Origin of the sequence: Corallococcus sp. CA053C (genome assembly GCF_003611675.1) — a bacterium.
Taxonomy (GTDB): domain Bacteria; phylum Myxococcota; class Myxococcia; order Myxococcales; family Myxococcaceae; genus Corallococcus.
On sequence record NZ_RAWA01000049.1, the window covers coordinates 24,474 to 36,637 of the forward strand.

11 protein-coding genes are annotated in these 12,164 nt (G+C 70.3%); 1 reads left to right on the forward strand and 10 read right to left on the reverse strand.

The window, feature by feature from the left end; translation table 11 throughout:
• Window positions 1–9 precede the first annotated feature (9 nt).
• From mraY to mraZ, 8 genes are all read right to left on the reverse strand, one after another.
• Window positions 10–1,188 carry a phospho-N-acetylmuramoyl-pentapeptide-transferase gene (gene mraY / locus D7V97_RS09630; RefSeq protein ID WP_120610313.1) on the reverse strand — a complete coding sequence of 393 codons (1,179 nt, stop codon included), beginning with the start codon at window positions 1,186–1,188 and terminating at the stop codon, window positions 10–12.
• Window positions 1,189–2,589, reverse strand: a complete 1,401-nt coding sequence (gene murF, locus D7V97_RS09635) for a UDP-N-acetylmuramoyl-tripeptide--D-alanyl-D-alanine ligase (protein WP_120610314.1) — start codon at window positions 2,587–2,589, stop codon at window positions 1,189–1,191.
• A 36-nt stretch (window positions 2,590–2,625) separates the two neighbouring features.
• Entirely contained in the window at window positions 2,626–4,164 is a 1,539-nt protein-coding gene (locus tag D7V97_RS09640; protein ID WP_120610315.1) for a UDP-N-acetylmuramoyl-L-alanyl-D-glutamate--2,6-diaminopimelate ligase, read from the reverse strand.
• A 51-nt stretch (window positions 4,165–4,215) separates the two neighbouring features.
• Window positions 4,216–6,237, reverse strand: a complete 2,022-nt coding sequence (locus D7V97_RS09645; RefSeq protein ID WP_120610316.1) for a penicillin-binding protein — start codon at window positions 6,235–6,237, stop codon at window positions 4,216–4,218.
• A complete protein-coding gene (gene ftsL / locus D7V97_RS09650; protein WP_120610317.1) occupies window positions 6,234–6,626 on the reverse strand; it encodes a cell division protein FtsL in 393 nt (130 codons plus the stop codon). The genes D7V97_RS09645 and ftsL overlap by 4 nt, the downstream gene beginning before the upstream one ends.
• Window positions 6,623–7,528, reverse strand: coding sequence for a 16S rRNA (cytosine(1402)-N(4))-methyltransferase RsmH (gene rsmH / locus D7V97_RS09655; protein WP_120610318.1), 906 nt, complete (start codon window positions 7,526–7,528; stop codon window positions 6,623–6,625). The genes ftsL and rsmH overlap by 4 nt, the downstream gene beginning before the upstream one ends.
• 28 nt (window positions 7,529–7,556) lie before the next feature.
• A complete protein-coding gene (locus D7V97_RS09660) occupies window positions 7,557–7,940 on the reverse strand; it encodes an STAS domain-containing protein (RefSeq protein ID WP_120610319.1) in 384 nt (127 codons plus the stop codon).
• Between the two features lie 63 nt (window positions 7,941–8,003).
• Window positions 8,004–8,456 carry a division/cell wall cluster transcriptional repressor MraZ gene (gene mraZ / locus D7V97_RS09665; protein ID WP_120610320.1) on the reverse strand — a complete coding sequence of 151 codons (453 nt, stop codon included), beginning with the start codon at window positions 8,454–8,456 and terminating at the stop codon, window positions 8,004–8,006.
• 233 nt (window positions 8,457–8,689) lie between these two features.
• On the opposite strand from mraZ, the gene D7V97_RS09670 reads away from it, so the two are divergent.
• Window positions 8,690–9,400 carry a PilZ domain-containing protein gene (locus D7V97_RS09670; RefSeq protein ID WP_120610321.1) on the forward strand — a complete coding sequence of 237 codons (711 nt, stop codon included), beginning with the start codon at window positions 8,690–8,692 and terminating at the stop codon, window positions 9,398–9,400.
• A 33-nt stretch (window positions 9,401–9,433) separates the two neighbouring features.
• Here D7V97_RS09670 and D7V97_RS09675 read toward each other — a convergent pair whose 3' ends face one another.
• Complete coding sequence (locus D7V97_RS09675; protein WP_120610322.1) at window positions 9,434–11,242, reverse strand: acyl-CoA dehydrogenase family protein; 1,809 nt, start codon at window positions 11,240–11,242, stop codon at window positions 9,434–9,436.
• Window positions 11,243–11,425: 183 nt separating this feature from the next.
• Window positions 11,426–12,136 carry a hypothetical protein gene (locus tag D7V97_RS09680; RefSeq protein ID WP_120610326.1) on the reverse strand — a complete coding sequence of 237 codons (711 nt, stop codon included), beginning with the start codon at window positions 12,134–12,136 and terminating at the stop codon, window positions 11,426–11,428.
• Window positions 12,137–12,164 lie beyond the last annotated feature (28 nt).

The following is a 12,164-nucleotide window of genomic DNA, read 5'->3' on the forward strand; positions in this document are numbered from 1 at the left end:
TTTTCGCGCCTAGCGCAGCTTCAGGGACAGCAGGGCCACGCCACCACAGAGGATGGCGACAATCCAGAAACGCACGATGATCTTCGGCTCGGCCATGCCCTTGAGCTCGAAGTGGTGGTGCACGGGCGCCATCTTGAAGACGCGCCGCCCCGTCATCTTGAACGAGGCCACCTGGATCATCACGCTCAGCGCCTCGGCGAAGAAGATGCCGTGGATGATGGCAGAGACCACCTCGTTCTTCGAGAACACGGCCAGCCCGCCCAGCGCGCCGCCCAGGGCCAGCGAGCCGATGTCGCCCATGAACACGGACGCCGGATAGGTGTTGAACCAGAGGAAGGAGATGCCCGCGCCCACGATGCTCGCGCAGAACACCGCCAGCTCCGCGCCGCCCGGCACCTGGAGGATGCCCAGGTAGCGGTACAGCGGCGTGGCCGTGAGGCGCGCGACGCCGTTCACCGTCTCCGTGTCCGCGATGTGCAGCGTGGTGCCCGCCACGTAGCAGAGCACGCAGAACGTCACCGCCGACACGATGGTCGGCACGATGGCCAGACCGTCCAGGCCGTCCGTGAGGTTCACCGCGTTGGACGTGCCCACGATGACGATCCACGCGAAGACGACGTAGAACCAGCCCAGGTCCGGGTTGAACCAATGCGACGGCACGAACGGCAGCGTCAGCCGCGTGTCGATGAGCAGCGTGGGCCCGAACGAGCCGTCCGCCTTCGTCCACGTGCACATCAGCCCGAAGACGGCGATGAGGAAGAAGAAGGTCTGCAGCACCATCTTCTTGCGCCCCGCGAGCCCCTTGGAGTTGCGCTTGGACAGCTTCAGCCAGTCATCCAGGAAGCCGATGAAGCCGTAGCCGAAGGTGAGGAGGATCATCACCCAGACGCCCCGGCTCTTCAGGTCCGCGAAGAGCAGCGTGCCCGCCGCGATGCACAGCAGGATGAGCGCGCCGCCCATCGTGGGCGTGCCCTTCTTCTTCTGGTGCGAGTCCGGCGTGTCCTCGCGCACGTTGCTCTGCCCGTGCTGCTTGAGGCGCAGCCGCGCGATGAGGCGCGGGCCGATGAGCATCCCCAAGAGCAGGGCGAAGACGCCCGCGGCGATGATGCGGAAGGTCGGGTAGCGCAGGAAGTTGAGGACGCGCCCGGCCTCGGTGTTCTGGATGAGCTCGTACAGGAGGTACAGCACTTAGTGACTCCCTTTGGGGGCGGCCGTGCCCGTCAGGGCGGCCACCACGCGCTCCAGCCGCATGCCGCGACTGGCCTTCACCAGCACCACGTCACCGGGCACGAGCCGGGGCGTCAACCACGCCACCAGGGGCTCCACGTCGGTGAAGTGCGCGCCAGCCTCTCCCAGCTTCGCGGTCTGGTGCCCACCGGAGGACCGGGGGCCGAAGAACGCGACCAGCGAGGCATGCCGCGCGACGAGCTCGCCCAGGTGGGCATGGGCCTCGAACTCGCCCGCGCCCAGCTCCAGCATGTCGCCCAGCACCGCCACCGCCCGGCCACCCTTGGGCACCAGCGTGCCCAGCGTGACGAGCGCCGCTTCCATGGAAGCGGGGTTGGCGTTGTAGCAGTCGTCCACCACCATCACGCCGTTCGGGGCGTCGAGGATGTTGAGGCGCCGCGCGTACGGCCGCGCCGTCTCCAGGCCGCGCACGCACTCCTCGGGGGAGTAGCCCAGCGCCAGCGCCGTCGCGAACGCCGCCGTCGCGTTCTGCGCGTTGTGCGGCCCCACGAAGTGCAGGCGCACCGGCCAGTCCCGCTGGGCGTAACGGACCGTGGCCACCATGCCGTCGCGCCCCAGCGTCTCGATGCCGGTGAGGCGCACGTCGGCGCCCTCCGCCCGGCCAAACGTGAGGTGCTTCGCGCCGCTGCGCGCGGCCTGGTGCACGATGAGCGCGTCGTCCAGGTTCACCACCGCGGTGGCCTGGGGCAGCAGCTCGCGGAACAGCTCGCCTTCCGCCTCCGCCACACCCTCCAGGCTGCCCAGCCCTTCCAGGTGCTCCGGCTGGACCACCGTGATGACGCCCGCGTCGGGCCGCACCCGGCGCGTCAGCCGTTCGATTTCGCCCGGCTGGTTCATCCCCACTTCGATGACCGCCGCCACATGGGACGGCTCCAGCCGGAAGAGCGTCAACGGGACGCCGACCTCGTTGTTGAAGTTGCCTTCGGTCTTCAGCGCGGGGCCCCGCGTGGCGAGGATGGCACCCACCATCTCCTTGGTGGTCGTCTTCCCGTTGGAGCCCCCCACCGCCGCCACCGGGATGCGGAAGCGACGGCGGTGCAGCGCACCCAGGCCGCCCAACGCGGCCAGGGTGTCGTCCACCTCGTAGAGCGTGAAGTTCGCGGGCAGGGCCGGCAGCGCCCTGCCCCGCTTCACCACCGCCCCCGCGGCCCCTCCACGCATGGCGCCGTCCACGAAGTCGTGGGCGTCGAAGCGCTCGCCCTGGAGCGCCACGAAGAGGCACCCCGGGGTGAGTGACCGCGTGTCGGTGCAGACGGCGGGAAACCCCGCGGGGACAGCGTCCCCACGGCGGGTCGCCCCGGTCGCCTGCACCACCTCATCGTCGGAGAATCGAGCGGACATGAAGTGGGCGCAGGAGGTGGCGGTGGGCCTTCAAGCTCAGCCCGGGATGCGGTTGGCCAGGGCCTTGGCGGCGACCTCGCGGTCGTCGAAGGCGTGCTTCTCGCTGCCCACCGTCTGGTAGGTCTCGTGGCCCTTGCCGGCGATGAGGACGACGTCGTCGTCCTTGGCCAGGTTGATGACCTGCTCGATGGCGGCGCGGCGGTCCGCGTCCACGAGGTAGCCCTTCTCCCCGACCTTCGCCTTGCCCGCGGAGATGCGGCGCAGGCCGCCCTTCTCCAGGCCCGGCGTCACCTCCGCGATGATGGCCTCCGGGTCCTCCGTGCGCGGGTTGTCGCTGGTCACCATCACCAGGTCGGCACCCTCCGCGGCCACGGCGCCCATCAGCGGACGCTTGCCCTTGTCGCGGTCGCCGCCGCAGCCGAAGACGACGATGACGCGGCCCTTGGCCAGCGTGCGCGCCGCTTCGATGGAGCGCTTGAGCGCGTCATCCGTGTGCGCGTAGTCCACCAGCACGGCCGGCGCGGGGCCGCCGCGGTGGTTCTCCGCGCGGTCCATGCGGCCGGACACCTTGGAGACCAGCTCGATGCCGCTCTTCACGTCCGAGCGCGAGATGCCCGCGCCCAGCGCGATGCCCGTGGCCAGGAGGATGTTCTCCAGGTTGTGGGGGCCCAGCAGCTTGCTCTTGATCTTGATGTCGCCCGCGGGCGTCTTGAGCGTGGCCTCGATGCCCTTGAGCGAGAAGGTCGCGTCCGAAGCCGAAATCTCACCGGGCCCCAGGCGGCTGAACTTCCACGCCATGCGCTTCTGGCCGCGCAGCTCGTTGTAGATGCGGCTGGCGAAGGTGTCGTCGCCGTTCACCACCGCGGTGCCCGTGGCGGCGAGGTTCTCCGCGAAGAGCTTGCGCTTGACCTGGAAGTACTCCTCCATGTCCTTGTGGTAGTCCAGGTGGTCGCGGGACAGGTTGCTGAAGCCCACGGCCTTGAACGTGAGCCCGTGCACGCGCTCCTGCGCGAGCGCGTGGCTGGACACCTCCATCACCACCGTCTCCACCCCGGCATCCACCATCTCGCGGAAGATGCGGTGCAGCTCCAGCGGGTCCGGCGTGGTGTTGGCCAGCTCCGTCGTCTTGCCGCCGAACTTGTAGCCCAGCGTCCCGATGACGCCGGGAGCGGAGGAGCCCGAGTACATGGCGGCCGTCGCGAGGATGGCCTCCAGCAGGTACGTCGTCGTCGTCTTCCCGTTCGTTCCCGTGACGCCCAGGAGCGTCAGCTTGTCGGCGGGGCGGCCGTAGAAGTTCGCCGCGATGAGGGCCAGCGCCTTGCGCGCGCTGCTCACCTTGAAGAACGGCACCTGCGAGGACTGCCCCTGCTTCTCTGACACCACGGCCACGGCACCGCGAGACACGGCCTCACCAATGAACTGGGCCCCATCTTCCTTCAGGCCGGGCACGGCGATGAAGAGGTCCCCCGGCTTCACGCGCCGCGAATCCTGCGTCACTCCCGTGACGTCGACCGCGGAACGGCCGCCCGAGGTCTGCTCGGCTCCACACCCTGCGAGGACATCCGTCAGCTTCATCTCTTCCCCTTCACACGCATTGCTGATGCGGGGCCTGGAAAGGACACGGCCTCATTGCCGCGTCGCCAGTTCCAGCGTCACCCGGGCCCCCTTCTCCACCAGCGCACCGGCGGGGGGGGTCTGAGACACCACTCGTCCACTGCCTTGCAGCTGTGGCTCCAACGCCGCGGCAAGCAACTTCACCACGGCTTCGCGACCCGCCTGACCCTGGACGTCCGGCACACGCACCGTGCCGGGCTCCGGAGTCTCGGTCACCGCTTCCGCCAGGACCGCCCGTACCGGCACGGCCTTCGCCAACGCCTTCGATGCCGGAGGGGGCACCGGAGACGCAGCGGCCGCGGCCACCTCGGCGGGTGCCACCGTACGGGACGGGGGCACGGCCAGGTGGGCCATGGCGGCGGTAGCGATTTCCTTGAAGGCAGGGGCAGCCACGTTCCCCCCGTATACGTCCGTCTTCGGTTCGTCCACTATCACGAGAATCACGGCGCGCGGGGCCTCGGCCGGCACCATGCCCGCAAAAGACGCGATGCGTTTGTCGGAATACCCCCGTGCCACCGGGTCCGCCTTCTGCGCGGTGCCCGTCTTTCCGGCCACGCGGTAGTCCTCCATGGCGGCCTTGGGGGCGGTTCCTCCCTTGACCACCACGCTCTCGAGCATGCCCACGACCTGCCGCGCCACCCTCTGGGAAACGACCCGGCGCAGCTGCGTGGGCTGGTTCTCCAGCAGCACCATGCCGTCCGGGTCCACCACCTTGGAGATGAGGTACGGGCGCATCAGGACGCCGTCGTTGGCCAGCGCGCCGTAGGCCGCCGCCAGCTGCACGGCGGTGGACGTCATGCCCTGGCCGAAGGATTGGGTGGCCAGGGAGATGTCCGATTTCGGAAACGGGATGCTGCCCCGGCTCTCCCCCGTCAGCGCCAGGCCCGTGCGCTCCGCGAAGCCGAAGGCGTGGTAGGCGGCGACCAGCTTCTCGCGGCCCAGGGCCTCCGCCACCTTCGCGGCGCCGATGTTGGAGGACACCTGGAGGATGCCCTCCGGCGTCATCCAGCCGTGCGGGTGGGTGTCGTTGACGGTGTGGCGGCCGATGCGCCACGCGCCGTTCTCGCAGAAGAACAGCGAGTCCGGCGTGACGGCCTTCTCTTCCAGCGCGGCGGCCACCACGAAGGCCTTCATCGTGGAGCCGGGCTCGAAGGCGTCCAGCGCGGCGCGGTTGCGGATGGCGTTCTTCACGCCGTCTTCCGGCGTGTTGGGGTTGAAGCGCGGGTTGTTGGCGAGCGCCAGCAGCTCACCGGTGCGCGGATCCAACACCACCGCCATGCCGGCGATGGCCTTCGCGTCGTCCACCGCCTTGGCCAGCGCCTTCTCCGCGACGTACTGGAGGTGGCGGTCCAGCGTGAGCGTCACCGCGGCACCCTGGCGCTCCAGCGGATCCAACGCGCCCTGCACCATCAGCTTGCGGCCCTTGGCGTCGCGGAAGCCGGAGGTGCGCGCGTTCTGCCCGGACAGCTCGTCCTCGAAGGCGAGCTCCAGGCCCTCCAGGCCGTGGCCGTCCGTGCCCACCATGCCGACGATGTGCGCGCCCAGCTCGCGCTGGGGATAGAAGCGCTTGGGCTCCTTGGTGAAGCCCAGGCCCGGAAGCCCCAGCGCCTTCACCGCCTCCACCTCCTGCGGCTTCGCCTGGCGCTTCACCCACGCGAAGCGCTTGGCGCGGCCCAGGCGCGAGGCGACGTCGTTGGGGTCCAGGTGCACGGCCTTCGCGAGCAGCCGCGACGCCTGCCGCACGTCCGGGAGCAGGGACGGATCCACCCAGATGGAGTCCACCTCCACGCTCTGGGCGAGCGGCGTGCCGCGCCGGTCGAAGATGTCGCCGCGGCGGGCCGGGATGTCGATCTGCCGGACGTACTGGTCCTGCGCCAGCCCCCGCAGCTTCTCCTGCTGGAAGACCTGGAGGTAGACCGCGCGGGCGAACGCGGTACCCAAAAGCGTGAGGAACAGCCCGAACAGCAGCTGGACCCGCAGCTTGAGCCACTTCGCGTTGGATTCGGGCGCCCGCGCGCTCTTGAAGTCCCTCACCGCTGGGTCCCCCGCTCCGCCACGCGGACGGACGGCGCCGACGAACGGGCCTGCGCGGTGCGCGAGTCCTGCACGCGCTCATCCGCCACGGACACCACGGCGCCGCCCCGGGGCATCGCCATGCCCAGCTGCTCGCGCGCGACGCGCTCCAGGCGGCCGGGGGCCTTGAGCGTGGCCAGCTCCAGCTTGAGCCGGTCGTTCTCCCGGGTCAGCGAGCGGCTCTCGCCCTCCGCGTTGGACAGCCGGTAGCCCATGTCCACCACCAGCACGCGGCTCGTCACGTGGAGAATGCCCACCGCGGTGAACAGCGCGAAGAGCGCCACGGCGGGCAGCAGGTGCATCAGCACGCCGGCCACGGAGACGGTGTTGCGCGGAAGGGCCTTGCTCATCGGATCTTCTCCACCGCGCGCAGGTGCGCGCTACGAGAGCGGGGGTTGGCCTGGACTTCCGCATCGGAAGCCGCGACGGCCTTCTTGGACACGAGGGCGAAGTCGCCCTGGCTGTTGCACACGCACACCGGGAAGCCCGGCGGACAGCTGCAGCCTCCCACGAGGGCCTTGAAGGCTTCCTTCACCTTGCGGTCCTCCAGGGAGTGGAACGAGATGACGGCGGCGCGGCCCCCCACCTTGAGGAGCGCCGGCAGCGAGGCCAGGAGCGCGTCCAGCGCCTCCAGCTCCCCGTTCACCGCCATGCGCAGCGCCTGGAACGTGCGGGTGGCCACGTGGATGCGGTCCGGCCACGCCTTGCGCGGCACCGCGCGCTTCACCACCTCCGCGGCCTCCAGCGTGCGCTGCGGCAGCGCGCGCTTGAGCTCCCGGGCGATGGGCCGCGCGAAGGGCTCTTCGCCGTAGTCACGGAGGATCTGCGCGAGGTCGCGCTCGTCGGTGATGGCGATGAGCTCCGCGGCGGTGGGGCCGGTGTCGCCCATGCGCATGTCCAGCGGGCCGTCCTTCATGAAGGAGAAGCCGCGCTCGGCCACGTCCAGTTGGGGCGAGGACACGCCCAGGTCCACCAGCACGCCGTCCACGGGGAGCAGATCCTTCGCCACCTGGAACAGCTCCGCGAAGTTGCCCTGCCGGGCCTGGAAGCGCGCGTGGCCGCCCATGCGGGCCGTGGCCGCCGCGAGCGCCACCGGGTCGCGGTCCACGCCCACCACCGTGGCGCCCCGGGCGAGGAGCGCTTCGGAGTGGCCGCCGCCGCCGAGCGTGCCGTCGAGGATCACCTTGCCCTCCGCCGGGAGCAGGACCTCCACCGTCTCGTGGAGCAGGACGGTCTGGTGCTGGAAGTCCACGAGGGGGGCCCGGGCGAGGTTCAGGGGTTCAGACGAAGGGAGCGCGCGAGAGCGAGAAGGCCGCCCGGGCATCGTTCATGTGCGGGTACAGCTCGAAGGCGTCGTGGGCGCCGGCCGCGCGGAAGATGGCGGCCAGGTACGGCGACAGCCCGGACAGCTTCACGTCGCCACCGGCGCGGCGGAACGCCTCCGTGCGGGCCACCAGCGGGCGCACGCCTCGGTAGTTCAGGTGCGACACGTCCGCGAAGTCCAGCACCACCTGGCGGATGCCCCGGTGCAGCTTGTGCATCAGGTCCTCGCACAGCTTCGAGAGGTCGTCCTCGCCCAGCTCGCCCTCCAGCATGAGGGTCTCCACGCGCTCGGAGCCCGCCAGCGCCGCCCTGTTCCGTCGAACCTCCTGCATCTGGTCCATGCGCTGCCACCCTTCCGCGGAGAACTACTTCGCGAGAACTTCCGGCTGCTGTCGACTTCCTGGCTACGGCTGGCGCAGCTCGCCCAGCACCCGCAACACGTCCTGGGAGGTGGCTTCCTGGCGCGCATCCGCCTGCGCCTTCGCCCAACCGTCCAGGCTCCAAAGCTCAATCACCTTCACCATCCCCGCCCACACCACGTCCTTCTCCAGCTTCGCGTACGACCTGAGCGACGGCGGGATGAGCAGCCGGCCCAGCTTGTCCAACGGGCACTCCTGCGCGCTGGCCACGTACAGCCGCATCAACGTCTTGACCCCCGGCTCCATGGGGTTGCGCCGGGCGAGCGCGGTCTCCAACGCCTCCCACTCCCGCACCGGGTAGGCGTGGAGGCAGGGGTCCAGGGCCGTGGTGACGATGAGCCGCTCGTCGTAGGCGCCCACCAACGTCTCCCGCAGCTTGGCCGGGAGGCTGGTGCGCCCCTTCGCGTCGATCTGGTGCTCATAGACGCCTCGGAACACGCGGAACGATCCACCTTTTCAGCCTGGCGCGGGACGGACCACCACTCCTTCCCACTTCTTACCCCTCTGCGGCCGGCATACATACGCGCCCCCCTGGGGGGGGTCAAGAAAGCGCAACAGGTTGGAACACCGCGCGCTCGGCGCCAGACATCCGGGGCCAGGGGGTCCGGGCCCAACCCTGGCGGTGGGGTGCGCTTGAGTTTTCCCGCCACCCGCCGGAGAGTGGTGGGTACGTGGATACGAACGTTCGACTGAAGGTGGCCTACAAGACGCCGCAGTCGTTGGTCGGCGAGTACACCCGGAGCGTGGGCCAGGGCGGCGTCACCCTGGAGACGCGCAAGGCGCTGCCCCTGGGCACGCGGTTCACCTTCGAGATGCACGCGGGCGGCATGGCGCGCCCGGTGGAGGTGCTGGGCGAGGTCGTCAAGGTGGAGCCCCGCCCGGGCGAGCGCTTCCTGCTCACCGTGCGCTACGACGGCTCCGAGGATCGCAGCGGCCTGGACGCGGTGCTCCAGCACATCTTCGCCCAGGAGGAGCAGAACGGCCTGCGCCGCTTCCCGCGCATGCCGCTGCACCTGCGGGCGCAGGAGGTGGACACCCACGCCCCGTCCTTCATCGTGCGCGACATCTCCCGAGGCGGCGTGGGCCTGGAGGTGGACGCCCCCGCCCTGCCCCGCGAGGTCCAGGTGGGCGTGCCGTTCCTCCTGGAGATGGACATGAAGGAAGGGCCGCTGCTGCTGCACGGCGAGGTGGCGTGGACGTCCACCCTGCCGCGCAAGGGCTCCACGGAGGCCGTCACCCCGGGCTTCGGCGCGACGTTCGGCCGGCTGCGGCCGGACATGCTCCAGCGGCTGGAAGCACTGATGGCGCTGGAGCACCTGCCGCCCGCGCCCTGGCGGGCACGGGTCAGCTTCGGGTTGGACGCCGTGTCGCGGATGCCCTGAGGCCTTGGGCCCCAGGCTCCCAGGCTCGGATTCCTACAGCGGGTTGTACGGGTAGCCGCCCGCCTCTTCCAGGCCGGCCACCACCGTCTCCCGCAGCTCCGCCGGATCATACGGCGTGAAGGCGTCCAGCGCGGACAGCCGCTTGAGCTCCAGCGCGAGCACGTCGCCCTTGAGGATGGAGCACAGCGCGCGGCGGGTGCGCTCGAAGGCGCGCGCGGTGGACTCCATCGCGTACAGCCGCACCAGCGACACGCGCAGCGGATCCTGCACGCCGCTGGCGGCGGCCTGCCGGGTGCGCGTCACCATGGAGTCCAGCGCGTAGGCGTCCATCACCACGTCCGCCAGCGCGGCCATGACCTCCTGGTGCTTGTCCAGCTCCGTGCCGAACGTCTCCGCGGCCAGCCGCATGCCGTGGATGGCCAGGTGCTTGGCGCACTCGGCGGCGATCTCCTCGTTGGCGAGCGCGTCCTGCCGGCCCGCGCGGGGACGCTCGCCCCGGTTCAGCTCGTCCGACACCGAGCGCCCCTGCGCGAACAGCGGCAGGTCGCCCTTCACCGCGCGCTTGAGCAGCATGCCGGTGATGAGCATGCGGTTGATCTCGTTGGTGCCCTCGAAGATGCGGTTGATGCGCGCGTCGCGGAAGGCGCGCTCCACCGGGTACTCCTCGATGTAGCCGGCGCCGCCGTGCACCTGCACCGCGTCGTCCACCACGAAGTTCAGGGCCTCGGAACCGAAGACCTTCATGATGGAGGCCTCGGTGGCGAACTCCTCCATCGCGGCGATGACGTGCGCGTCGTAGTCCGCGTCCGTGCGCTCCTTGGCGGCGAGCCGCCCGTCGACGAGGCCGGCGGTGCGGTACGTCATGCTCTCCACCGCGTAGATGAGCGACGCCATGCGCGCGAGCTTCTCGCGGATGAGCGGGAACGTGGCGATGGGCGCCTTGAACTGCTTGCGCTCCTGCGCGAACTTGAGCGCGTTCTGCAGCTGCAGCTTCATGCCGCCGATGACGGCCGCGCCCAGCTTCAGCCGCCCGTAGTTGAGGATGTTGAAGGCGATGCGGTGGCCCTTGCCCAGCTCGCCCAGCAGGTTCTCCGCGGGCACCTTCGCGTCCTCGAAGTAGAGCGGACAGGTGGACGAGCCGCGGATGCCCATCTTGTGCTCTTCGGGGCCCACGGTGAGGCCCGGGGTGTCCTTCTCCACGATGAAGCCGGTGAACTTGTCGCCGTCCACCTGCGCGAAGACGACGAACACGTCCGCGAAGGCCGCGTTGGTGATGTAGAGCTTGGAGCCGTTGAGCAGGTAGTGCTGGCCGTCCGCGCTCTTCACCGCCTTCGTCTTCGCCCCGCGCGCGTCGCTGCCGCTGCCCTGCTCCGTCAGCGCGTACGCCGCCACCCACTCGCCCGTGGCGAGCTTCGGCAGGTACTTCGCCTTCTGCGCCTCGTTGCCGAACCAGACGATGGGCAGCGTGCCGATGCCGGTGTGCGCACTGGACGTCACCGACCAGGAGCCCAAGAGGCTCATGGCCTCCGCGAGCAACAGCGACGTCGTCTTGTCCAGGCCCGTGCCGCCGTAGGTCTCCGCGATGTCCACGCTCAACAGACCCAGGTCGCCCGCGCGGCGCAGCAGGTCGCGCAGGAGCGCGTTGTCCTTCGCCTCGATGCGCGCGGCCTGCGGCAGCACCTGCTCACGGCAGAACTGGAGCGCCGTCTTGAAGAAGAGTCGCTGCTCCTCGGAGAAACCCTCCGGAGTGAGGATGCGGGTGGCGCCCACCTCCTGGAAGAGGAACGTGCCCCCGGCGAGGACATCCTGGGGACGGGCAGCGGGCTCGGTTACGGCGACCATCTACAACCTCCGGGAGGGACACCGCCCTCCATATCCTTCAGGAATCAAGGCGCGCGGCACTGTAGAGCGCACGACACGCGGGGGGTAGTAGCGAGCGGGGCGCACCGCCTCAAGCAGATGCGCACCCCTTCCACCCGGCGTCCGCAGACCTCGCGTGCCCGGCAGCCAGGCGGGAGACCTTCCTCACCGCGAATGCGGGGAACCCCCATCCCGCGCGCTTGCCGGCGTGGGGTACACGAGGCAGAGCGTGTCGAACAACGCGCGCTCCGGCGCGACGTACGTGCCGCCCAGGGCCCGCGCGACCTGGACCAGCTCCGTGCCGAACGAGGGCACGAGGCACAGGTCGTCCGACGTGGTGAAGCGCCCCTTCAACCGCGTGAGCTCCCGCCTCAGCGAGGCGATGTCCTGACGCCCGCCGCGCACCGGCACGGACGGGCCGTTGCGGTCCGGCCCCGGCAGCTTGCCCACGCTCGTCGTCAGCTCGAAGCCATCCGCGCGCTGGATGATGCGCAGCTTCCCGGGCGCCACCTCCGCGAGCCACGCCCGGAAGCCCGCCTCGTCGCGCAGCACCAGCCGGTACGCCACCGGCGCGTCCGGATGGGCGAGCCACACGGACGCAGCGTGGGCCTGGAGCACCGCCAGCGCCTCGGACACCTGCGCGAGGAACGTGTCGTCGTCGCTCACGAGAAGCACGTCCCGCCCGCGCACCCGCTCCGCGAGCCGCGCCGCGTCCGGGGAGAGCGCCGGTGCGAAGGACTCCGCGCCCAGCTTCACCTGTTCTTCCGACATTTCCAGGCGAAGCACGTTCTCCGGTAGAGGGTCTCCGTAGGCGGGAGCCGACACCGGGGTGAGGACCGCGTCCGCCCAGGTGCCCGCGTCGCGAGGCGGAGGCAGGGGGGTCGTGGAGGACCGCGCGGGGGCG

Excerpts from the sequence above, each read along its gene's own strand:
- murF (WP_120610314.1), bottom strand. The coding sequence starts at position 2,589 with ATGTCCGCTCGATTCTCCGACGATGAGGTGGTGCAGGCGACCGGGGCG.
- D7V97_RS09640 (WP_120610315.1), bottom strand. The coding sequence starts at position 4,164 with ATGAAGCTGACGGATGTCCTCGCAGGGTGTGGAGCCGAGCAGACCTCG.
- ftsL (WP_120610317.1), bottom strand. The coding sequence starts at position 6,626 with ATGAGCAAGGCCCTTCCGCGCAACACCGTCTCCGTGGCCGGCGTGCTG.
- D7V97_RS09660 (WP_120610319.1), bottom strand. The coding sequence starts at position 7,940 with ATGGACCAGATGCAGGAGGTTCGACGGAACAGGGCGGCGCTGGCGGGC.
- D7V97_RS09675 (WP_120610322.1), bottom strand. The coding sequence starts at position 11,242 with ATGGTCGCCGTAACCGAGCCCGCTGCCCGTCCCCAGGATGTCCTCGCC.